This is a genomic window from Rhizobium grahamii CCGE 502, assembly GCF_000298315.2.
GTDB classification, from domain to species: domain Bacteria; phylum Pseudomonadota; class Alphaproteobacteria; order Rhizobiales; family Rhizobiaceae; genus Rhizobium; species Rhizobium grahamii.
The window spans coordinates 1-22,097 of the sequence record NZ_AEYE02000027.1; the positions used below are offsets into that span (position 1 = coordinate 1).

The 22,097-nt window shown below is 55.9% G+C and carries 22 protein-coding genes and 5 pseudogenes; 18 read left to right on the forward strand and 9 right to left on the reverse strand.

Annotated features, from left to right (window positions below):
- The first annotated feature begins 182 nt into the window (after positions 1-182).
- On the forward strand, positions 183-437 hold the full coding sequence (locus tag RGCCGE502_RS21085) for a hypothetical protein (RefSeq protein WP_016556221.1): 255 nt from the start codon (positions 183-185) through the stop codon (positions 435-437).
- Positions 438-496: 59 nt separating this feature from the next.
- On the opposite strand, the gene RGCCGE502_RS21090 is transcribed toward RGCCGE502_RS21085, so the two are convergent.
- The gene (locus RGCCGE502_RS21090; RefSeq protein WP_016556222.1) at positions 497-1,702 is read right to left on the reverse strand and encodes an MFS transporter; all 1,206 of its coding nucleotides are present in this window, start codon (positions 1,700-1,702) and stop codon (positions 497-499) included.
- Positions 1,703-1,809: 107 nt separating this feature from the next.
- Here RGCCGE502_RS21090 and RGCCGE502_RS21095 point away from each other — a divergent pair, with 107 nt between their 5' ends.
- Positions 1,810-2,760, forward strand: coding sequence for an AraC family transcriptional regulator (locus RGCCGE502_RS21095; protein ID WP_016556223.1), 951 nt, complete (start codon positions 1,810-1,812; stop codon positions 2,758-2,760).
- Here the strand turns inward: RGCCGE502_RS21095 and RGCCGE502_RS38190 are convergent.
- The 3 genes from RGCCGE502_RS38190 to RGCCGE502_RS21110 form a co-directional block, all read right to left on the reverse strand.
- Complete coding sequence (locus RGCCGE502_RS38190; RefSeq protein WP_016556224.1) at positions 2,741-2,929, reverse strand: hypothetical protein; 189 nt, start codon at positions 2,927-2,929, stop codon at positions 2,741-2,743. The two genes, RGCCGE502_RS21095 and RGCCGE502_RS38190, sit on opposite strands and share 20 nt — an antisense overlap.
- Before the next feature lie 26 nt (positions 2,930-2,955).
- The gene (locus RGCCGE502_RS21105; protein WP_244441771.1) at positions 2,956-3,240 is read right to left on the reverse strand and encodes a hypothetical protein; all 285 of its coding nucleotides are present in this window, start codon (positions 3,238-3,240) and stop codon (positions 2,956-2,958) included.
- 168 nt (positions 3,241-3,408) lie between these two features.
- Positions 3,409-3,828 carry a hypothetical protein gene (locus RGCCGE502_RS21110; protein WP_016556226.1) on the reverse strand — a complete coding sequence of 140 codons (420 nt, stop codon included), beginning with the start codon at positions 3,826-3,828 and terminating at the stop codon, positions 3,409-3,411.
- 305 nt (positions 3,829-4,133) lie between these two features.
- Here RGCCGE502_RS21110 and RGCCGE502_RS38195 point away from each other — a divergent pair, with 305 nt between their 5' ends.
- Both RGCCGE502_RS38195 and RGCCGE502_RS37770 read left to right on the forward strand, forming a co-directional pair.
- On the forward strand, positions 4,134-4,349 hold the full coding sequence (locus RGCCGE502_RS38195) for a hypothetical protein (protein WP_016556227.1): 216 nt from the start codon (positions 4,134-4,136) through the stop codon (positions 4,347-4,349).
- A 10-nt stretch (positions 4,350-4,359) separates the two neighbouring features.
- On the forward strand, positions 4,360-4,596 hold the full coding sequence (locus tag RGCCGE502_RS37770; protein ID WP_016556228.1) for a DUF6894 family protein: 237 nt from the start codon (positions 4,360-4,362) through the stop codon (positions 4,594-4,596).
- Positions 4,597-4,629: 33 nt separating this feature from the next.
- Here the strand turns inward: RGCCGE502_RS37770 and RGCCGE502_RS21125 are convergent, their stop codons facing one another.
- Positions 4,630-5,046 carry a hypothetical protein gene (locus RGCCGE502_RS21125; RefSeq protein WP_016556229.1) on the reverse strand — a complete coding sequence of 139 codons (417 nt, stop codon included), beginning with the start codon at positions 5,044-5,046 and terminating at the stop codon, positions 4,630-4,632.
- Between the two features lie 325 nt (positions 5,047-5,371).
- Between RGCCGE502_RS21125 and RGCCGE502_RS37455 the strand changes: the two are divergent.
- The 7 genes and pseudogenes from RGCCGE502_RS37455 to treZ form a co-directional block, all read left to right on the forward strand.
- Positions 5,372-5,520 (forward strand): annotated as a pseudogene (locus RGCCGE502_RS37455) (DUF736 family protein); the annotation flags it as partial.
- Between the two features lie 168 nt (positions 5,521-5,688).
- Entirely contained in the window at positions 5,689-6,186 is a 498-nt protein-coding gene (locus RGCCGE502_RS21135; RefSeq protein ID WP_051158714.1) for a DEAD/DEAH box helicase, read from the forward strand.
- A 145-nt stretch (positions 6,187-6,331) separates the two neighbouring features.
- Positions 6,332-6,394: pseudogene (locus RGCCGE502_RS38990) on the forward strand (hypothetical protein); the annotation flags it as partial.
- A 60-nt stretch (positions 6,395-6,454) separates the two neighbouring features.
- Positions 6,455-6,568, forward strand: a pseudogene (locus tag RGCCGE502_RS38200) (DUF736 family protein); the annotation flags it as partial.
- Positions 6,569-6,924: 356 nt separating this feature from the next.
- The gene (locus RGCCGE502_RS35645) at positions 6,925-7,275 is read left to right on the forward strand and encodes a hypothetical protein (RefSeq protein WP_016556232.1); all 351 of its coding nucleotides are present in this window, start codon (positions 6,925-6,927) and stop codon (positions 7,273-7,275) included.
- A 251-nt stretch (positions 7,276-7,526) separates the two neighbouring features.
- On the forward strand, positions 7,527-9,176 hold the full coding sequence (locus RGCCGE502_RS21145) for a glycoside hydrolase family 13 protein (RefSeq protein WP_016556233.1): 1,650 nt from the start codon (positions 7,527-7,529) through the stop codon (positions 9,174-9,176).
- A 72-nt stretch (positions 9,177-9,248) separates the two neighbouring features.
- The gene (gene treZ / locus RGCCGE502_RS21150) at positions 9,249-11,198 is read left to right on the forward strand and encodes a malto-oligosyltrehalose trehalohydrolase (RefSeq protein ID WP_016556234.1); all 1,950 of its coding nucleotides are present in this window, start codon (positions 9,249-9,251) and stop codon (positions 11,196-11,198) included.
- A 697-nt stretch (positions 11,199-11,895) separates the two neighbouring features.
- Here treZ and RGCCGE502_RS21155 read toward each other — a convergent pair.
- Both RGCCGE502_RS21155 and RGCCGE502_RS39270 read right to left on the reverse strand, forming a co-directional pair.
- Positions 11,896-12,213: a DUF982 domain-containing protein gene (locus RGCCGE502_RS21155; protein ID WP_016556235.1), complete on the reverse strand. Its 318-nt coding sequence runs from the start codon at positions 12,211-12,213 to the stop codon at positions 11,896-11,898.
- A 685-nt stretch (positions 12,214-12,898) separates the two neighbouring features.
- Positions 12,899-13,114, reverse strand: a pseudogene (locus RGCCGE502_RS39270) (5-aminolevulinate synthase); the annotation flags it as partial.
- 463 nt (positions 13,115-13,577) lie between these two features.
- On the opposite strand from RGCCGE502_RS39270, the pseudogene RGCCGE502_RS35655 reads away from it, so the two are divergent.
- From RGCCGE502_RS35655 to RGCCGE502_RS21180, 3 genes and pseudogenes are all read left to right on the forward strand, one after another.
- Positions 13,578-13,984 (forward strand): annotated as a pseudogene (locus RGCCGE502_RS35655) (ATP-binding protein); the annotation flags it as partial.
- 1,422 nt (positions 13,985-15,406) lie between these two features.
- Positions 15,407-15,967, forward strand: coding sequence for an NAD(P)-binding domain-containing protein (locus RGCCGE502_RS21175; protein ID WP_244441773.1), 561 nt, complete (start codon positions 15,407-15,409; stop codon positions 15,965-15,967).
- Between the two features lie 240 nt (positions 15,968-16,207).
- A complete protein-coding gene (locus RGCCGE502_RS21180) occupies positions 16,208-16,624 on the forward strand; it encodes a CBS domain-containing protein (RefSeq protein WP_016556240.1) in 417 nt (138 codons plus the stop codon).
- Between the two features lie 113 nt (positions 16,625-16,737).
- Here the strand turns inward: RGCCGE502_RS21180 and RGCCGE502_RS21185 are convergent, their stop codons facing one another.
- A complete protein-coding gene (locus RGCCGE502_RS21185; RefSeq protein WP_016556241.1) occupies positions 16,738-16,974 on the reverse strand; it encodes a hypothetical protein in 237 nt (78 codons plus the stop codon).
- A gap of 347 nt (positions 16,975-17,321) precedes the next feature.
- Between RGCCGE502_RS21185 and RGCCGE502_RS37775 the strand changes: the two genes are divergently transcribed.
- Positions 17,322-17,516 carry a hypothetical protein gene (locus tag RGCCGE502_RS37775; protein WP_019280242.1) on the forward strand — a complete coding sequence of 65 codons (195 nt, stop codon included), beginning with the start codon at positions 17,322-17,324 and terminating at the stop codon, positions 17,514-17,516.
- A 232-nt stretch (positions 17,517-17,748) separates the two neighbouring features.
- Positions 17,749-18,303 (forward strand): hypothetical protein, encoded by a 555-nt coding sequence (locus RGCCGE502_RS35665; protein ID WP_019280244.1) that lies wholly within the window; start codon positions 17,749-17,751, stop codon positions 18,301-18,303.
- A 15-nt stretch (positions 18,304-18,318) separates the two neighbouring features.
- On the opposite strand, the gene RGCCGE502_RS38205 is transcribed toward RGCCGE502_RS35665, so the two are convergent.
- Positions 18,319-18,618 carry a hypothetical protein gene (locus RGCCGE502_RS38205; RefSeq protein WP_016556242.1) on the reverse strand — a complete coding sequence of 100 codons (300 nt, stop codon included), beginning with the start codon at positions 18,616-18,618 and terminating at the stop codon, positions 18,319-18,321.
- A gap of 836 nt (positions 18,619-19,454) precedes the next feature.
- Between RGCCGE502_RS38205 and RGCCGE502_RS21200 the strand changes: the two genes are divergently transcribed.
- On the forward strand, positions 19,455-19,676 hold the full coding sequence (locus RGCCGE502_RS21200; RefSeq protein ID WP_016556243.1) for a hypothetical protein: 222 nt from the start codon (positions 19,455-19,457) through the stop codon (positions 19,674-19,676).
- Positions 19,677-20,502: 826 nt separating this feature from the next.
- Entirely contained in the window at positions 20,503-21,591 is a 1,089-nt protein-coding gene (locus tag RGCCGE502_RS21205; RefSeq protein ID WP_016556244.1) for an extracellular catalytic domain type 1 short-chain-length polyhydroxyalkanoate depolymerase, read from the forward strand.
- Positions 21,592-22,097: the final 506 nt, after the last annotated feature.

Sequence of the window (22,097 nt, forward strand, 5' to 3'; positions counted from 1 at the left end):
CCAGCCCTCGCATCGACCCCATGAACGCTTCCTGGTCTCGACGAAACCGCACTGCAATGCGCCTTTTTGACGTGCGACCTCTCCTGATGAGGGGATTGTCCAGAGTTAACATTTCGTTAACCATGTGACCTTAGCGTCCGGAAGGCGAAACAATACTCTCCGGAAATCTCTAGGAGGACGCCATGTCTCTCGCAACCGTGCCCGGCAAAATCAGATTATATGGCAGTCATGCCGTCTTGGTCATGACTGAGGGTAGTCTGCATCAGACCGTATGCATCAGCGACGATGCCTTGCCTGCTGACGAGGGTGATGTAATCCAAGGCATCCTTCGTTATCTTCCCATGTATGAGTGTATTGCCGATCGCAAGTTCTCAGAGGGCCAATTGGCATATGATGGACGGGTATGGATCACATCTTCTGACATCACTTCGCACTGAGAAACAAAGCACATGCTTGGGCTCCGGCTATATGATTGCTGTGATCCGGCCGCTGATGCTCATGAGATCGCTCGAACGGTGCTCCGACCGAGGACGCCGATCAACGCGGATCCGCAAAGCGCCGCGATAGCCGCAAAGCCAAATACGCCTTCCAGACCTTGTGTTTCGACAATCAGACCGCCAATCGCCGCGCCGCTCGAAATGGCAATCTGAAATGTTGTCAGCATCAATGCTCCTGCGCTCTCGGCTTCATCGGACGCCGCCTGCGTCACGAAGCTCTGCACGCTCACAGGCAGAGCTCCGAACGCGAAACCCCATAATGCCGTTGCAATGAACGCGATCGTCGGATGAGCGCCAACAATAGCCAATGCAAGGGTCGTCGCCGCAATACCGGTTGCCGCGAAGGCAATCGCCCGACCCGTATTGCGTTCGGCCAGGTACCCCCCAATGAAATTGCCGAGGAAGCCACCAATACCGAAGGCGAGAAGAACACCCGAAATCCCTTGGACTCCGAAGTGAGGCACCGTTTCGAGAAATGGCCGGATGAACGTGAAGCCTGCGAAGTGACCCGAAACAACCAGAAGTATAGTGGCTAAGCCGATTCGAATTGCGGGCCGTCGCAAGACGCCCGCTATCGTACCCAGCCCGGCACCGCCCATGGATGGCATGGGAGGCAGTGCGAAAACCTGAACCGCAAGCGCGATGGCACCCACTGTGGCTGCGATCAGGAACGCCGCGCGCCAGCCTAAGGTCTCCCCAACCCATGCACCGACCGGCGCGGCGCAGACCGTTGCAACCGACACACCTGTCATTATCACCGCCATCGCTCTTGGCATCAACTCCTCAGGCACAAGCCGCATGGCGAGCGCCAATGACATTGCCCAAAAGCCGCCAAGTGCAATTCCGAGAACTGCTCGCGCTACCAGAAGTGTGGCCAAACCACCGGCGACAGCTGCGAGGAAACTTGAAATGATCAGGAGCGTGGTCAGTCCCCAGAGCGTTAGCCGACGGTCAAGCCGGCTGGTGGCAATGACAACGGCAGGACCCGCAATCGCGCCGATGACAGCTGTCATTGTGACGGACTGCCCCGCCGCGCCAATACTGATGCCCAGATCGTGAGATATCGGTGTAAGAAGACTGGCTGGAAGGAATTCCGCAGTGACAAGGCCAAACACTCCAAGGCCGAGAGAAACAACGCCTGGCCAATGAGCATCGCGCTTCCTGCTTTCCACCTCGAAGGCACTGGCTTCAGGTTTGACGTTCATAATCTATCTCCAACGTTTGATCATTGAAGGCTAGACGTGCCGCTACGGTGTTTCTATGCTAGAAAAGACAAAATATTTGATTATTCGTCCAAACAACGGATAGAGCAATGAGCGATGCATTGACGGAAATGATGCGGGGTTTGCGCTTGGATGGCGTCGAATATGGAAGATGTCAGCCGTCCGCGCCTTGGGCGACAGCTTTTCCAGCCAAGGAAGAAGCGCAATTTCACTTTGTGGCGGCAGGCAAGGCGCACCTTCAATCCCCGAATGGCGAGTGGGCAGAAATGCTGCCCGGCGACGCGGTGCTGCTGCCGAGAGGCGACGCACATGTGATTGCCAGCGAGCCCGGGCTGGATCCGACGCCGGTCGGTAGTCTACCACGCAAACCGCTCTGTGACGGCATCGTCGATTTGCAATGTCCGTGCGCCGACAACCGTAATCTCCTATTCTTTGCCGTCCTCCGCTTCAATGTCGATAAGCATCATCCGCTGTTGCAGTTGATGCCGAAGGTGATGCGGACAAGTGACCTCGCTGCGAATGAGCCATCGATCCCTGCCCTTCTCGAGGCAATGATGCGTGAGGTCGACATGAACCGCGTAGGCGCTGGAGGGATATTGGCTCGTCTCGCCGACGTCCTGACTGCAACACTCATCAGAACATGGGTGGAGCATGGGTGCGGAGACGCCTCCGGTTGGCTGGCCGCTGTTCGGAATCCGGAGATAGGCCGGGTTCTCGCCGCTATTCACCTCGACCCCGCATATGACTGGACGGTGGAAGAACTTGCCCGAAAAATGGGGGCATCGCGGTCCGCCTTTGCCGAGCGATTTTCTAAGGTCGTTGGCGAGACCCCGGCCCGGTATGTTGCACGGATGCGCATGCATCAAGCACATCAATGGCTTCTCGAGGGTCAGCGCGTTGGCTCAATCGCTGAGCGTCTGGGCTATGAGTCAGAGGCATCCTTCAGCCGTGCCTTCAAACGAATCATGGGTGCATCGCCTGTCACGTTTCGCGGAAGGGCCCTGGACCCTTCCCGACCCGTCATGCGAGTCGCCTCTTGAACAAAGGGGCATGACGCCGGTTGAGCGCGTAGGCCTCGCGGCTACCGATTGGAACTATGCCTTGCGCCTCGGCGATAGCCCGCTGGAGGTCATCGATCGGCGTTGCATTGACGATCGTGTTGCCTTCCAGTTCCTTCGGTATTTTCCAGCCTGGATCGACGCCATCCATTTTCGGCATACATTCCAACGAGCTTTTCAGGCGGCTGCCTTCCAACCGATGACAGTCACATCCGACTCCGTAGACAGGCATGGAAAAGCCGGCAGGAACAGCTTGACCATAGCGTCGCTGGTCGAAACTCCGCTCTGGTTGAGTTCGTCTGCACTCAATGATGAAATTGCCTTCCGCTGAACCGAAACGACATGCACCCTGCTCGCCGGCCAGAACCCACTCGCAGAACGGATTTCAAGCGGCCCCGGCTCGATGGAACAGTATCCAACTCGAACAGCAATCGTTTTGGCGCCGCTTTCAACGGATTCCATATGGTTATCCGCTATGATTATGTTTTGCATCATGTCTCCGTTCAAGGCATCGCGCATCACAAAGGGACCGTTAAATCGATCCGGTCCTTCCTAATAACCGGTGGTACACCGCGGGAAAACTGTAAATCCGGAATATCAGCTATGCGCGTTTTTAACACGGCATCTCCCTTAGATGACGGAGAAGATGACATTCATCTGTGGGAAGACAATCAAAGAACATCGCGGAATACCGGTTACAACATGGCTATCGGTGCGATGACCGGCCGCAGCCTCGATCCTTATCTCGGTCCGGCAAGGCGACGGGATCGCAACCATGTTTTCGAGTTTCGATGGTACCGCCGGACGTCTCTGGGAGGAGAACAATGTGGACTTCACCAACCTAGCAACCTGATAGTCGCCGGCGTCGCGCTGGTCCAAGGTGCTGGCCACTACGCTCAACATCGGCGGTTTCACGCTGGACGGAATCACTACAGCCACGCTCGGAGCGATGACCATATACACGCGCTCGATCAGCGAGATCGCCGGATCGAACGGGACTAACTCCGGGCGCTCGTAGCATACGTCGGGCGAATAGTCATGCGCTCGCACGATAGGATCGAGACATGCCACCTGACTAAACGTACGTCAGCGTACCCAAGCTGCAGTCAGACCTAGGTCCGATTGCTAACCTCGTCTACGGGCCTAATCTTCACCTATCCTTCATCTCCTGGAAGGATAAGGGAGGCCACCCGGGTGGGGTTTGTAATAGTCGGTGGCCTCCCAGTCATGTCAACTCTGGACCTACCTTTGCCATAGCGGCTCCCGACAGGGATTGCGTTGATCTCGCCGCCCTCCGTGTTCGGAACCATTTGGATTGTAGTTCATTAAACGGACGAAATCATCTGGAGGCAGTGATGGAAAGCGTGCGGACGTTTGAGAGGCGACGTCGTGTGCGAGGTGCGCCATATTCCTTGGAACAGTTTCAGCAAAAGTACGCTCTTCAGTCCGGTGAGGCCGAAGACCTCTATGCCCGGTTCGGACCCTCGTCAATCGAGCTTGATCTGTTGATGGCGGCAAAAAGGCGAAAGCCATGCTTTTCATCGCTCTCCGCGGACTTCGAACTGCGATAGTCGCAGCACCATGAAAAATGGTCCGCAAAAGCAGCGTTTTTTCTTTAATATCCGCGATGGCAGCAATTACATTGCGGACACAGAAGGTGTTTTGTTTCCTGACGTTGATGCGGCGATTACAGCTGGGCTGTACTGCGGCCAAGGTCTGTTTCTAAAGAAACTTCTAAACAGCCGACCAAAGCCTGGGCAGTGGCTAGAGATTACATGCGAGGCTGGAAAAGTGGTCGCACTTCTTCCGATCCTTTAATGTTCAAATCGAAGTCTGCCTCCGCTGCGATAATCAGGCGCCCAGGAGACGCTCCTGCGCCGCGATGATCATGGTTGGAGGTACCTTGATGGTTTGGAACAGCTCATAGAGAAAATACTTCAACGCCGAAATTTCCAGTTCAACGTGGGCTGCGAATATCGGATCTCCAGCAGCCCATCTCCTCATCGTGAAGATGGATCGGCCGATGGAGCCGGGCCGTGAAAGAACATTGGGATCGAAATGCTGGCTTTCCGTGACGTACCAGACGAACAGCCGGACGGCCAGCATCGCCGGGGATCGCCTCGCGTTTGTCGCAAGACTTTTCTCGTTTTCCAAGGCGCTTCGCGCCATTACGCCGAGCCGGCTGAGGTCGAGCCCCAGTTCCAGTAGGCGTTGCGACAGTTCCGCTTCACGCGGATCGGGGTGAGCAAAATGATCGGCGAGGTTCATGCTCAGAAGATACCGCCAGCGTTGGTAATGTCATATTCCCCTTACCCTCGTCAATTCGGCTGAGGTGACATTGAGGAGGGCAACGGTAAGCTGGCGCGAACCGACCGGCGCCAGCACTTACTTTCTGTTTCACCCCGAACGCAGCGCCGCGATCGGGTGCGGGACGGCCGCCAGGGGCGCGACGAAGCTAAGAGATGCCTCGGCGGTTACCCACTTCTCTTGAGCTTTAGCGCAGGTAGGATTCATGTGAGCGGCCCGATCTTCATCGGTCTTGGTGAACCCATCGGGGCCGTGACGGGCGCTGCCCAAAACGAAGGATAACAGCATGGCAACTATCGGTACCTTTACCTCCAGCGAAAATGGCTTTAGCGGTTCCATCCGCACCCTGGCCCTTAACGTCAAAGCCCCGCATTTCCCCGCATTGAGAACCCTTCCGACAAAGGCCCGCAATTCCGGATATATGCCGGCAATGTCGCCCGAAAGGACGGACATCATCCAATCATCTTCATGCAATGCGGCCCCGTTCGCCATCGGGTCGATGCAAGAGTACAAGCTGCCGAGCGTGGTATTCACCACCGTGCCCGTGATCGTTCGACGAAGTTTGAGTTGCCGGCGCCTCTGGTCCTGGCCGAGCGCCCGTCAATGCCCGCGATATATGCAGCCCTTGCGCAGGACCGCGGGCGAAATGAACTTATCTTCGATGATGTGTTGAAGTCTCTTGAAGCCAAGCGCTCACTGATCGTTCTGACCGAGCGGAAGGACCACCTCGACTATCTCCAGCAGAAGTTCTCACCGTTTGTAAAAAATCTGGTGGTGCTGCGCGGTGGCATGTCGGCGAAGGATCGCAAGCAAGCCGACACGGCGTTGAATGTCGCAGACGATGATGAGCGCCTGATACTTGCGATAGGGCGCTATATCGGGGAAGGCTTCGATGACGCCAGGCTCGACACGTTGTTCCTGACCATGCCGATCGCCTGGAAGGGAACTTTGGCGCAGTATGTCGCCCGTCTGCATCGCCAGCATGATGGTAAGAGAGACGTCTTGGTCGTCGATTATGTCGACAGCACCGTTCCCGTTCTGGCCCGGATGGCCGCAAAGCGACGCCTGGGTTATCGCGCGCTGGGCTATGTGATCGAATGAGGGCGCCCCGCTTTGAGCGGAGCGCCGTGGACCCGACCAAGCGCCATGACCAGAAGCTTATTTGTCATTTGACTATGGAAGAGGTCCGCGCGGTGCTTAACGCGCCGATCTTGCGACGCGATCTGGCATCCGCGACCGGGCAATGATGCATCGTTGCTTCGCCGGAGGCTTGCGGGTCTCCGAACTTGTCGGCGTTCGGATGAAAAACCTATCGCTTCGACACGGCGCAAGCCTGACGGTTCTAGGGAAAGGCCACAAAGAACGCTGTAAGACCTCCGAGCACGGTCGGGACTACCTTTTGGTCAAGCGTGATGACCCACGCTTCTCTGCGCCTATTTATGCGACCCTTGCGGAGGTCGATGGCACAGAGGCATTACAGTAAATTTGGTCGCCTCCTAGCAAGCACTAACAACAACGGGCTCCCGGGGGCGGAGCCACTCCCAATCTGACTTGGAAGGGACGACCCAAAAACATGTTTACACGAGCGGTCGCTTTATGTGGTCGGTGCAATGCAAATGTAAGCCATCTCGCATACCCGTCGTCCTGCCGCTGTCGCTCATGATCCATGACGCAACTGCAGCCCACTTCGCCCAAGCTATCTCTTAAATTGCATCGAAGCGAAATCCTATCGGAGCGTGCAAACATATTGATAACTCAGGTTGATTAGGCTTCGCTTACAGTGCTACCCTTTTGATGATTCATCGCGCCATTGGTCATCAAGAACAACAGGGAGGCAGCTTGCAAGAAGTCGCCATCAACGAAGACGACGCCGGCACCGTCACCAACGAGAATGCAAATGAGGGCAGCGCATTACCAAATCATAATGTAGTCGACTATGACCCTTGCAGCGGGAAAATGTCCTGTTCCGGCGCGAGACCCATTATTAATTTCTCCTTCGTCAAGAAGGCGCTTAAGACACTCTGCCGCGAGCAGGGGGTGGTGCGCGATAGAATGGCAACCGTTGAAATTGCGGCACTTCTGTTGGCATTGGTCAAAGAAGGCGTTCATGACGAAGAACAACTAACGCGCCTTGCTCGCGCGCGATGGCAGGAAATGGCGAAGGCAAGACCCGATGCCGACGCAACTTAGGGCGAGCATCGATTATTGAGCCCTGCAAATGACATGTGGTTGAGGCAGTGCGCTATCGTAACTTCAATCACGCCAAAGGTTCGCAAAACTTACGTGGCATTCCTTGAATGGGGATTGTCGTTCTGCGGCCATTGTCCACGTCAAAAAAATCGCAGGAACTTCGATGAGGTTTTTCTGTTATCTATCGGCGTTTGTGAAGGGGCGACCTGCATTTGATGCAGGTGGTGACAACCTCCAGTGAAGGATGACCCATGAGTGGCGAGCACGGGCTTCAGATGTGGTGGCATCAGTCAACGATCTATCAAATATATCCACGCAGTTTTGCCGATAGTAATGCTGACGGAATTGGTGACCTGCCCGGAATTACTAGCAAACTGGAATACCTAAAGGCCCTCGGCGTTGACCTCCTCTGGCTCTCCCCGATCTTCGCGTCGCCCATGGACGACAATGGCTACGACATCTCCGACTACCGAAACATCGCTCCCGAGTACGGTTCACTTGCCGATTTCGACTTTCTTGTCAGCGAAGCACGCCATCGCGGAATGGGTGTCATTCTCGACCTTGTTGTAAACCACACTTCGGACGAGCATCCATGGTTCCAACAGGCACGATCTTCTCGCAAAAATCCCCTCCACGATTTCTACATCTGGCGCGAGCCCGCTATCGGTGGGGGGCCTCCCAATGGACTTACATCGTCGTTCGGCGGCTCTGCATGGACCTTCGATCCCTCTTGCGGGCAATACTATCTGCACCTCTTCTCTCGGCGGCAACCTGATCTGAATTGGGAAAATCCGCTGCTTCGGTCCGAGATTTACCAAATGATGAATTGGTGGCTGGATCGCGGGATCAGCGGGTTTCGGATGGATGTCATTGACTACATCGGCAAAAGCGTCGATCAATCAATCATCACCGACGGCCCCCATCTCCATGACTATCTGCAGGAGATGAACCATATGACCTTCGGCGACAGGGATGTCGTTACTGTTGGTGAGACCTGGAGCGCTACCCCAGGCTCAGCATTGCTTTATTCGGGGCGTGAACGTCACGAGCTATCGATGGTCTTCCAGTTCGAACACGTGACGCAACAGTGGGACGAAATCTATGGTAAGTGGCGATCGCGTCCGTTTGACCTAGGCAAGCTCAAGTCTGTCCTCAGCAAATGGCAACTTGCCTTGGCGGACGACGGGTGGAACTCCCTGTTCTGGGGCAATCATGACCTGCCGCGCGCCGTGTCGAAATACGGTGACGCGAAGGGTTTCCCGCTCGAGTCTGCGAAAATGCTCGCGACGGTCCTTAATCTCCTCAAAGGCACACCATTCATCTACCAGGGTGAAGAAATTGGAATGACCAATGTGCCGTTTACGAAGATTGAGCAGTATCGTGACATCGAAACTCTCAACATGCACCGGTTACACCTCGAAGCTGGCATGTCACCGGAAGAGTTCCTGAAAGGCGCCAATGAAAATGGTCGCGACAATGCCCGTACCCCGATGCAATGGTCTGACGGTGCCAATGCTGGATTTACGACCGGAATCCCGTGGATCGAAGTAAATGAAAATTACACGATCATCAATGCCGAGCACGCAATTTCTGACGAACACTCGATCTGGAGTCACTATAGGAAGTTGATTCGTCTTCGCAAAGAACACCGCGTAATCGTCTACGGGCGATACCAATCCCACCTTGAGAGTCACCCGGATGTCTTCGCCTATACCCGCAGTCTTGATGGATCGCTTGTGCTGGTATTCGCCAATTTTTCAGCGCGGCAAATTACGATTGAGCTGCCGAATGAGCTGCAGGTAACAGGGAAGTGTCTTATCACCAATTATTCTGACAGAGGGGAACTTGGGGGATCGTTGTCTATGTCTCCCTATGAGGCTTTCGCGATACTCGCAGACTAACGTCTTACTCCGGAACAACGCACCGTTGCTGACGTTTTCCTTGGCCAGAACGCCTGGGAGGAAGTCAGACAAATGCAAAGCAAACTAACATCCGGAGCGAGGGGAAGTTCGAAGAGACGATATCCAATCGGTGCCGAGATCGTTAATGGCGTTACATCATTCCGTATCTGGGCACCAAACCACCCAACTGCGTCGATCGTTCTGGGGTCGGGCATGGAATACCCGATGTATCGGGAGGAAGAGGGCTACTTTTCCCTGGAGGTCGATGCTTTGGAGACTGGTACCCTTTACCAGATCCGGCTTGGAGACGAGCCGGAATGTCTACCCGATCCAGCATCGCGTTTTCAGCCGGAAGGACCGTCGGGCCCGTCAATGCTCGTAGATTCCAGCTCTTATCAATGGCAGGCAACGGACTGGTTAGGTGTGTCCCCCAATGGGCAGGTACTTTATGAAATGCATATCGGGACATTCACGCCGGAAGGAACCTACGCCGCCGCCGCGGGCAAGCTGCCACTGTTGAAGGACCTCGGCATCACATGCTTGGAGTTGATGCCGCTCAACGAGTTTCTTGGCGAGTTCGGATGGGGCTATGACGGGGTACTTCCCTATGCCCCTACCCGCCTGTACGGTCACCCGGATGAATTGCGTTCGTTTATCGATAGCGCCCATCAATCTGGAATCGGTGTCATTCTCGACGTTGTCTACAACCATTTCGGAGTTGGCGAGAAATTTAGCGCCTTTTCAACCGATTACTTTACGGACCGCTATTTCAACGAGTGGGGGAGCTCGGTCAACTTCGACGGAGAAAATTGTCAAGGGGTGCGTGAGTTCATATCAAAGAACGCAGCGTACTGGATCGATGAATACCACCTCGACGGTTTGCGCTTGGACGCCACACAGGCGCTCTTTGATGCTAGCACGGAACACGTCGTCACACTGATCTCCCGGGAGGCGCGCGCGGCGGGAGGGAGGAGATCGATTTACCTCTTGGCCGAGAACGAACCGCAGGACGCGGGACTTCTCCGCGCGATCGAGGAGGAAGGGATGGGCCTAAATGCAGCCTGGAATGATGACTTCCATCACTCGGCCATGGTGGCGGCAACTGGCAAAATGGAAGCCTATTACCACGATCACCGCGGTCACGCACAAGAGTTTATATCAGCGGCGAAATATGGCTATCTGTTTCAGGGTCAGCGCTATGATTGGCAGAATGCACCCCGAGGAACCCCCGGCTTTCATCTTCACCCTGAATGCTTTGTGCATTTTCTACAAAACCATGACCAGATCGCGAATTCTGCAAGAGGTTTGCGAGTAAATCAACTTACGTCACCGGCGCGCTTGCGGGCGTTGACCGCCCTGCTCCTCCTTGGTCCTCAGACACCCATGCTTTTTCAAGGCCAGGAATTTGGAGCTACAACACCTTTCTACTACTTCGCCGATAGTCGCGGGGAGATGATTGATCAGGTACGCAGGGGGCGGATTGAGTTCTTGAAACAGTTTCCAAGCCTGAAGGATCCTGACTTTGAGAATAACATGCCTTTGCCGTCCGATCGGCTGACGTTTGAACGATCGAAATTGAAGTGGGACGAATATGTCGCAAATGAGCACCTCGTCGCGCTTCATAGGGACCTTCTTGTGCTGCGGCGGAACCACATCTTCGGCGGACAAAAAGGACGACGCGCTGTCGACGGGAGCATTTTGGATAGATCCGCATTGCTGTTGCGGTTTTTCGCAGATAATCCAGAGGAACAGCGTCTGCTTCTAGTCAATCTAGGTCACGACCTTTCAATCCACAGCCGGCCCGATCCCTTGCTCGCCCCGCCGCGCGATTGTCAATGGAACGTTGAATGGTCCAGCGAAGATATGAACTATGGTGGAAGCGGGCGCCGGCCCATGGACTTGCAGCATCGTTGGGGTCTTCCGGCCGACTGCGCAGTGGTGCTCGCGCCGAGAAGGCAGGCGCGGAACAAGACGCCCCCTCCCGAAGACCTTGATCGCTGGCAGGAGGCGATCTCCTCCTAAAATCAGGCTGAGCAACGTTGGTCAGGCACTGAGTTTGCAAAGTCCGACTTGGCCGAAGCTGAGTGGATCAAAACTCGATCGCGGCGTGCCGGCGACCTGCATTGTCAATCAGAGGGCCGAGCTTCACTGAGTTTGGTTTGGGGTGCGCATTGGGGAACCCGAACGCTTGCAACGGCGTTTTGGTTCTGTTCGAGAGCTGCATGCATTAATTTGGCTTTCCCGAACACGAAACAAATCATCCGGGAATATGAAATGTTTATGCTTCTCACATTGGCCACCGCACTCATCGCTTCAATGTTTATCTTTTCCGTTGCCTCGACAATTCACGCACTGAAGGCCGAAGAGAATGAAGCTCGCACGAGATTAGAGCAAACTCGAATTCTCTAGTCGCCTGGTTGTTTTCCAATGTGCTGGTCCTCGAGGAGAGAGCCATCCACTTTACCGGTGCTCTTTTCCGAGCGGGGTTGATTGAGGTCCCAACCGGCGCCACTAAGACCTGGTTTTTCGAGCTCCCCGAAACTCGTCGCTTGCGATCCTTAAACCTGGTGATGGCGGTGTGATACCGCTCGTCGAACCTTTTTAGGCACTTAGCCACGTTCGTCAGTTTCCCGAGACTCATCGCAGAAGGAAGTGCATTGTTCTCATACTCCCTTCCGCCCAGGGTAGGCCGACGCCACTGACCTAACACCGCCAAAATCTAGTGGCTGTAGTTGATGGAAGAGCTGCGCGCTGCCACATCACTTCGAGATGGCACATGATAGACTCGATCCATCCACGGGATGCCAACGGCTTCGGCAGCATCGATAAGGGCCCGCTTCGCACTGTCTGGCGGCATCGTACCGTCAAGCACCGCAGCGCAGGTGCTGAGAGCGCGTTCGAACGCAGACCCAAATGTGACCGGCCATTTTTCGGCCAATAGCGCGGATGCTTCGTCTGTTCCCCTTATGTCTATCGGATTTGGAATCCCTGGCAGCCAGATCTCGAGGCCAAATGTCCAATCGCCCGTTGAAAACATGCGCGTGCTCCTCCCCTGAGTCGCCCCGAAGAAGGTTCACTCCGAAACACGGCAGCTTTGGGGCCAGTGACACAGCGCTCTTCGCCCGAAACCCCTCCCCCGTCAAAATAGCATCCTCAGTAGCTGGACAGAGCGCGATCGCTTCTGCGAAATACGGCAGCGTCGCCTTGGCAAAGTCTTCCGGCGTAGTTGCGTCGATAATGTTCCCAGCCGCGAAGGAGCGCTGAAACGCCGCTAGTACGTTCTTCTCCGCGCGACTGAGCCCCATCGCCCATCCGTCGTTAGCGACAATTCGGCGCCATTTTTCGCTACCAGGTACAATAAATGGTGGGCAAGCTCAGTGTGGCGCTTGAAAAAGAACCTCAATCAGGATTGTGCGAGGCGGTCCATTATTATGGCGCATCTCATAGGACAAAAGGAACCTGATCCCTTCAAGGAGAGCTTACCTTCTGAGACTGCTCGGCCGCTTTGAAGGAGGGCAGCGCGTATGTTGCTGCGACCGCAAGCACGGCGACAGCTATCGATGTTGCGATCAGGGCTCTCTTCATGGTCATTCCCAGTTCATCTTGCCAAAGTTCGATCGACAGACCGAGATCATAAGCAAGCCAGCTTAAGGACAACGCGTGATGCTTGGCAACTGCTACCAGCAATAAACGCTCGTCGTTCGATAAGCGGGCACACGGAGTTAGCGCGACCAGAGCGCATGCAGCGCCCCGACCAGATGCCCGATGTCGGGATCGCTGTGCAGCGGGGTCGGGGTGATGGGCAGCCGCTTGGTCTTCTTCGGGACGGTCTGTCAGTTGATCGGCTGCACGTACACGCCATAATTGTCGAGCGGCAGATCGGAGATCCACTTGCACTTGGCGGCCTCACCGACCACGACAGAACGTGGTACTGGGTGGCGCCAGATATTCCTGGTGCCTCCCTCCCTACGGCACACAGTGATCCGTTCTTGATCGCCTCGACCACCTTCGGGTGCCGACCCATGCCGAGGCAGTCGTTGGAGCACCGGACAACGATGTTGTTCGGACCGTCCGCCGCCGTACGTCGCTTGAAGCGCGAAAGGGGCCGCGGTGACGCTGAAGATCGGCAAAAACCCGATAACGGCTCTCGCTGTGAAGCCCGTCCAGCTCGATTTTAGAAAACGCTTCGAAATCCATCATCTACTCCTTGCTTTTGCGAGCAGCGACACATCGGCACTTCGGCCGCATATTTGATCTTCCCAACTTCACGCAACTTGTTGTGGCGCAGCCGTTTTGGCGCTCGGGCAAGCTTTGGTGAAGAGAGAAATGCCTGAAGTCGAACGAAGCCAGGCCGCCAAGGAGACCGCGGGCCTTAAGGTAAGAAATGTTTTCCGTCACCCGAAGCCCAAACTGCTCATCGTCGATGAATTGGGCTACCTGCCGTTCGATCCAAACGCAGCCCATTTGTTCTTCCAGTTGATCTCAAGGCGCTATGAGCGAGGAGCAATCCTCATCACCTGCAACCGAAGCGTGGGAGAATGGGGCACTGTATTTGAAGACCCAGTCGCCGCAACCGCGATACTCGACCGCCTCCTTCACCATAGCCATGTGTCATGACGATCCGAGGTGACAGCTATCGGCTACGCGAAAAGCGGCGAACATGTAATGCAACAGGGGGCCAGTTTTATATGACGCCAAGGGGACTCATTCCGATGTCGCTTGATAAAGATTTAGTGGCAAGCAGCTGCGTCGGCTGTTGTCCGTCCGATAATTGTCGAGCGCGTCTCCGCTGCGCTGAGCTAAAATAGCGTGAACAAGGCTTAATGCCGCGCGGGGATCGGTGGGGGATGACGATCATGAGATCACGCCAAATGAATGGTGGTGCCGAAGTTCTCGACGCCGTCGTTATTGGGGCCGGCGGGGCCGGCTGCCTGTCCGGGTCGATCTCAAATCGCTCGTCGTGGAAGCGACAACACCAATGCTCGACATCATGCGGCTGTCGGCAACATGATCTTACGTTCATGACGTTGGGAACATTTCGACCACGGCGCCGTTCGGGGGTGGGAGAAGAAGCGTCAGGCACGTTCCTGTTCCCTCAAACGGATGCATCTGCATAAACAAGGCGCCTGACCTTCTTCTCCTAGCAAACACCGTCCGATGACCCAGTACCAGGCCGAATAGCAAATGGCGCCGAACGAAGGTCGACGAGCGAGACGTGCCAACCGATAACGACTGGTCAGGGTATGACGGGGAGGTTGTTGTGGGGATGATCCAGCTTCAGGCATACGAACTCAAGAAGGACCAATGGCTTTGGGCCGGGCACTGCCCTAACGTAGCCCAACGGCACCTACTGCACCAGGGCTATGAAGCTGAAGGCCGGGAATCCATCCGGAAAATCGAGGACTACTATGATCGACTGCTCGCCTATAGCGGGCTAAGAGGCAGAGAATGAGCCGTTTCAGGAGACGTAGCATGAAGGCTGTAGAGCGACAATCTGGCCGGTTGACCAATCTACTAGGTTCAGACCAGCCCTCATCCTCCCCCGCAAGAAGAAAGCGTCAATGAAACAACCTTCTGGCAGTACTTTACACCTTAAAAATGTCCCGTATCATCGACGATATGCGGTTGCCGATTTAGTAGCGGAATTCGGAGGCTCTTACACAATCGCGCCTCCTTCTGCCGGGATCTCTTTTGCTGGTGTAGACGTGTCGGTTACTCTCCCCTCGCCCAGTCAGAAACCGCAATTCCAAAATGCGTGGTCGGAACTCCTCGGTGACGATGAGCCTGATCTCTAAGGCACCCTCGGCACTGGAGCGCCCCACGGCCGAACAGCGATGGCTTCCGCAAAAAGACTTAGTTGGCACCTGCTAAGTGTGATTTTCGATGCATTGACGGCCGCTGCTCCGCGGAACGGGCTAGGCTTTTCCTGATGAACTGAGAGAATACGACATTTTACGAATATCTCTGGAACCCCCAATCCGTCATCATAACCGCGCGTCGATCCCGGGCGGTTAACCGCGGCGCAGGGTCGAAAAGATCCTTGGCCAAGGGCTGCGTGGATCAGTCCTTGGCCTCGACGCCGGCCCAAACAGACGCATCCGTGTTCATTGACGAATACGTCTTTTGCGGGGCGTCAGCTATTGGCTCGCACGAAGAGGATTGCGCCATAGCGTTCTCGAGCGGGGCCGCCTGGGGGAAACCCGCGCACGCAACGATGGAATTCCTTTCGGATGAGTACCCCCAACGTGCAAACCGTCATGCCAGGCGACTGCTATGAGGGCGAGGATCCATCCGGTGCCCTGACGCGTGGCCAGTTTGTCGCTCTCCTCGAGGACTTCGCCAGGCGCAACGCGCTCCCGATCGAACCGGACACTGCTGTGAGCGAACTCGGGCACGAGAATGGCGCTTATCGGCTCACTACCTCACGCGGCACGGTTTCAGCGCGCAATGTGATCGTCGCAAGCGGCAGTCTGGATTGTCCCGTGCGCCCAGTTTGGGCCGCTGCGTTACCGTCCGTCCTTCGCCAGATCGACGCCTCCGGCTACCGCAGCCATTCGGATCTCCCCGATGGCGTGGTGCTGGTGGTCGGAAGTTGCCAGTCGGGTGTCCGGATTGCCGAGGAGTTGGCGGAAGCCGGCCGAACAGGACGCATCCCGGCTCGTGGTGTGCTTGGGTCGGTGCATACGATAAGTCTTCAAGCGCTCAGCGTCCAAGGTATTGTGCTTCTTGGCCGATTAACTGGCGTCGAGGATGGCGCCGACGATCTCGAAGCGAATGTTCGCTTTCGATAACACAACCAAACCTGCTTCGACCGAAGCTGCGTTAAGCTGCCGTGGTGGGTACCATTCACCATTCTTTGCCTGTGAATAACCTGAGGGCCTCGTTGCCAGCTGCATTCGTGGGTCAGGCTCGCTCTGCTCACCTGTTTGCGTTCCCCCGTCAAGGCGAGCTCGATTGAGCGCTGCTCGTCGAAAGATGGAACTCAATTCGTTCTGTGCGGTTAGGATCCTGTGAAGGAGACGGAGGTAAATATGCAAGTTCGCGATGTCATGACCAGACAGGTGATAACTGCCTCTGCCGAGACGAGCATTCGCGAAGTCGCGCGAATGATGTCGGAGATTGATTCCGGGATTATCCCCGTCATAGATGGAGACGAGCTCGGGATGGTTACGGACCGAGATATCGTCATTCGAGCTGTTGCCGAAGGTATGGACACCGAAGGGCCGATAACCAGTATCATGACGACGGGAATCGAAAGCTGTCTCGAGAGCGACGAACTCCGGGAAGCAGCGACACGAATGTCCGACCTTCAGATGCGGCGGCTTCTCGTCTTTGACGAGGACGGCGCAATAGCGGGGATATTGTCGCTCGGCGATATTGCCCTCCTGAACGAGGAGCTCGCAGGCGTGGCATTGGAAGAGATTTCAGACGACAGGTCCAAGCTCTAACCAACTTTGATAAGGACGAGCTTAAACAATGGTGGGACCGCGTGCGACTATGTCGGGCTACTCCAATCGCAACTGATCAATCCGAGCCGGGTGAGCGCAGATATTGCCAACAGTCACGGCTTACTCGGCGGATTTTCTTGATCCCAAAGCACAAGATCGATTTTCTCATCGAAGTCGCCTAGCGGCGTCCTCGTGTTGAAGGTTGCGTCAGGACGTTTACGCCACACGTCGATAGCACTTTTGCTGACGAGCACCGATTTTCCATCGACAATGAATATCCCGTCGATCGTCGTACGTTCGACGTCATCCCATTTGATCTTCAGCGGACCATCCCCAGAAGGCTGTTCCATAGCTTACCTTTCATGCGACAATTCACGGCCGAGGCATTCACAACAAATGCTGGCAAGCGACAAGAGACCCTTAAATACTGTACTGAGGATGAGACGCTCTTGCTACCCCTTACGGTCTTCGCTTCTCTGATTGCGAAAGCGCCAACGCGATTGGCCCGGGGTCAAACGCTCAACGACTTACCGCCCGGGGTCCGCGCCTCAGCACGGCCGGGAGTGCGTTCCTGGTCGTGGTGACCAGCAGCACCTATCGAGCGGACCGCCAAATCGAGCAACGGGCTTCAAATCGCCGCATGCGGGGCTGCCGTGTGCTACACTGCGCCAGGACCTGCTGCAGGAGGTATCAGTGAATGCAGCGCAAGCTGGCCACGATCATGGTAGCGGATTTTGTCGGATCCACCCCAGCAATGGAGTCGGATGAGGAAGAAGCTATATCACGGATTGACGCGGTTCTGAACAACGTCCGCACGGTCATCCAGCGCCATCACGGCCGCGTCTTCGGCGCGGCGGTGACGCCTTGCTTGCCGAGTTCGAAAGTCCGGTGAACGCGCTTGGGGGTCATCGAGGCGCGTGCCGAGATCGCCGCGCTCCCTGGATCAGGCGACGCTGACATGCGGTGGCCTCCACGTCGCAGATGTGGTTGTTGCAGGCTCGGACCCGCGGCGACGGGGTGAGCATCGCCGCACGCATCGAGGCCTCCGCGCCGCCCGGGGCAATCGAGGTTTCAGGACTGCTTTACGACCAGCCAGAAGGGTTGCGCCCTGCGGATTCGAAGACATGGGCGAGCGTCGGCTAAAGGGGATTCTCGAGCCGTTCCGGATCTACTGGGTCACGGAATTGAGTGACCGTCACCTCTTTCAGTTCGCTCCGACGCATTCTCAGACTCTGCCCTTCCACACCAGGCGCACCCTCGTCTACCAGATCGCGGCGATGGCCGCATGCGGCAAAGACGTGGAGGCAAATCGGTTGGTGCGTCAGGCACTATCCCTCGACCCCAGCCTGTCGGCCATCTATATCCGGCTGCAGGAAACATACGCGCACCAGTCGGTTACTGACATCTGGGTCGCGATGTCACGCCGCCGGCCTGCCGTTGGCATCACAGAAATCGACCGACTGAAACGGCCCCTGTTGTCTCCGCGCTCGAAGCCTCGTCACGCCGCGTTTCTGTGGCGACTGGAGCAAAACGCTTTCCGCATTGAAGCGGAATTGCAATCTAGTTTAGCGCCACTAATCCTACGGCGGGAATCGCAATGGGGCTTGACAGTAGGCATACAGCCCGTTGTCATCGCACACCATGATGACGATTTACCCCATGCGATCCAGTGGGATTAGACCTTTTGCAAGGAACTAGACCTCGGGACAGCCGCGGACGTTGGCGAAGATGATCCGGTCAGGACCGCGACGGGTCATACCTTCAACAACAACGCTTCTTGGCGAGATCCGAACAACATGGGCCCTTCGGAATCCGGCATCCCGCGCATTGTCTAATGCATCGTCAGGGTCGCAGCGCCGGCCACCGGCGCGATCGGACCAATTGCGACCGGGGTCCTGGTTACGATCGTGAATTCCGACGCCTCCTGGCCCCACCCGAAACTCGAGATCCTGTCCGATGGAAGGTGAATTGACGCCGATCAAACTGGTCGCCATCACGGCTGAACTGATAGCAAGTCTCTTCAATAGAGTCATTGATATATCCTCCGATAGTGTTTTTCCTGGGAGGATTAACCTTCCCGACAAGAAACTGTTCCGTCGACAAAGCCACGAACCAACAGGGGATTGCCTAAGCCCCTCGCCCCGGCCACGGGGATCGCCCGCGTTAGTTGCCGTCGGGGGACGAGGGCTTAGTGACGAAGCGGGCCCTCTACCGCGTTACCAGTTTGCACTTAGGGACGAAACACTGCAGCGTATAGCAACCGGTAGCATTCGCGCGTAACAGGTGGGTGCCACCGCATCAAATTTACTGTTGTGCGAGAGCGCTGTGCAGCTTCATGCAGTGCCGGCTCGCCGCTTATTTCTTTGGCTTCAGGACGTTGCTCGAAGAAAGGGAATGCTGAGTGTTGCCGTTCTGCACTCGACTCCATCGCCCAGCAGTGTTTTCTTGCGGCGGGGCTTTGGAGTTCGCTATGTTGTATGCGTGGGATGAGAATAGAACGAGACTGCAGTATCTTCTGAAATTCGCATCGGTTTGGCTCGTTGCCATTGGCTTGGCGTTGCTTCCGGTGTGGTGGCTCGTACAGGAGACCACATTCTAGAGCCTTACCAAACCCTCCTTGCAAAAGCCGCCCAAGTGGATCGCAAAAGCCCGGTGTACGATCCAGATCGCAATGATTTCGTGGAGGCTCGACCGGCGCTTCACCGGACAGAATTGGTCACGGTTCTGTTGACTTTTCGCTCCTCCGCCCATTTTAACTCGTTTATTGTCGCATCCCGAAATTGCAGTGGCCAATTGCTATTCCATCCATCTCTACAGGGAGGATAGTCCGATGCCCTTCTACAAGGAGACAAACCGCTTCCAGTGCTCCAATCACGCCGGAAGGCCCTGCATCGTCATCGAGCAGATGAGGACCGACCTTTTGGGAAACACCGGCCTCGATCCGACAAAAATCGATTATCTGACGGAAGACGGCGACGTGGTCTCACGATTGGATGAGTCGCTTTTTCTCGTCTTGATTAGCCAAGAAGAGCTAATGCTCACACAGCGGTGAAGGATGTCGTCGGGACGCTCTCTTTAAATCGACCACCTGCCCAGTTCGCCGTTACATCTTGTGAGGTACACGCAGTCTCGGTTCGGACAATCCGGAGCGAGGAGATCGCGCCCCGCGGCGCGCCAACGGTTCATAACGGTCCTCCCACTGTATTACGTTTACTCAACGGCGACTTGCCGTTACCGGATAAATCGGGAATGCTGAGGTGGAAGGCACCCTGCGCCTCGTGTGCATTCTGCAATTATTCAAAAGTGCGCCTTCAGCCGCCAAATGCCCTCAGAAACCGCCAACTGCCGACATTTTGGTCAATATACGGCAAAGCACCGGGTTCGTTAGGATTCATTGGCCTGGTAGCTGGCGGTTTCCTCAGTTCACCGTCGGCTCTCCTGATTTCTCATAGGATTCAAATAATGCGAGGGCTGCGCGCCTGTCTATAGAGGGTCACGAGCGTCGTGATTTCACCCCACCCGTCTATTCCTTTATCGGTCCTTACGCGGACGACAGTTCATCCTCTGTTTCGGACCCGACCTCCGGAAATTAAGTGCCGTGGGCATACCCCATGCTGTCCACCGGGATACGTCCAGCCCGATGATTTCCATTCCTTTTGCCTTTCTCAAAATGTCGGCTGGTTTGAGTGTTGATCATCTTCTAAGTCTGCAACTTGAATTTTTCACAAGACTTGGTCGTTCTGTTTGACGGACAGGAAAAGGCTGAGAACCGCCATCACTCACCGAAAAGAAATATTGTGCAATGCAGCAACCATCTTGGCGCCCGTTCGTTATAGGGTGCCCACTCACATTCAGTCGGGTGGCATGGAGGTACCTGCTTGCGCCCGCTCTCCGACACCATCGCCCGTCTATCCAAACTCCACGCACGTGCGCCTTTGCCGCCTCCGGTCGACCGCCTGACCCCGTTGTCGGCCTTCGGTGCGAACCCCGGAGTGCTGGCAGCCAAGGTATACGTTCCCACAGACCTTCCCGATAAAGCGGCGCTGGTCGTCGTACTTCATGGCTGCACGCAGACAGCAGCGGGCTACGACTACGCCAGTGGTTGGTCCCGACTCGCAGAAGAATACGGCTTCGTCGTGCTCTATCCGGAACAGTCCCGCGCGAACAATGCCAACCTGTGTTTCAACTGGTTCGTTGGAGATGATATCAAACGAGGCCAAGGAGAAGCGAAATCAATTGCTGAGATGATCGACGCTGTGTGCAGGCAGCATCCGATCGATCAGAGACGGGTTTACATTACCGGACTGTCCGCGGGTGGCGCGATGGCGAATGTCATGCTTGCGACCTATCCGGAATTATTTGCCGGCGGAGCTATCATTGCGGGCCTTCCGTACGGCGTGGCAGGAACCATTCCTGAGGCGTTTGACCGGATGCGGGGACATGGCATTCCGACCACCTCTGTGATGCAGAGGACGTTGCGCGATGCCTCGCAATACCACGGACCCCTGCCGACAGTGTCCGTATGGCATGGAACCGCAGACCGTACGGTAGCGCTTGCAAATGCAGATGCCATTGTCGAACAGTGGATGGCGGCTCAGAACATTGTTGGACCAGCGTCCGTGACGAACCTGCAGGATGGGCTGGCAAGGACTGCATGGAAAGACGGCGGTGGGCAAGTTGCAATCGAGCAATATCGCATCACTGGAATGTCGCACGGCACGCCACTCGACGTGTCGACCGGAACCGAGAATGCAGCACCATTTATGGTTGACGTCGGTGTCTCATCAACGAGGCTGATCGCCCATTCCTGGGGTTTGACACCGTCGTTTGAACGGCGCCAGCCCGCAAAGACAGCAGCTCCACACGACATGGCAAAAGGGGGTCCCGCGCCAGCCGCCGAACATTCGACGTCCGGAATTCAGAAGGTAATTGAGGATGCGCTAAGGGCCGCAGGGCTGATGGGTTGATGCCAGCTTGCGCTATCGCAACCATTCGTCCCTTGAGAGGGTTGGCCGTATCAATACCAACACGCAAAAGGATGGTTCATCGTGGCAAATGGGAAGTACGACGTGAAGGTGGACTACGACGGTTCCTGCTCGGTTATCGATATTTGAGACCGGAGACACGGCCGAACTGTATGGCCACGTCCTATGTCGCCTGAGGCCGCAACTCGCCGACGACTTGGCGTTGGTGATGAACCTCGACGAACTTCAGAAGCGCCATGAGGACTTCTCAGAAGAGAATGACTAGAACTACGCGGCCTATCATGATGCCCAACAGCCGGTCGCGCTACTAACGCGCGACAAAGGGGCCAGTTTGGATGTCGCCTAACAGCGTGGACCGTGGACCACATTGACTCGCTTGCACCCAGAGCTGACTTCGCGTTTCAGCAGCACCCACATTGACCAGCGGATCACTTCTTAAGATCTGTAGCAATGGGCATGTGAATTAGGCATGATACATATACAACTTT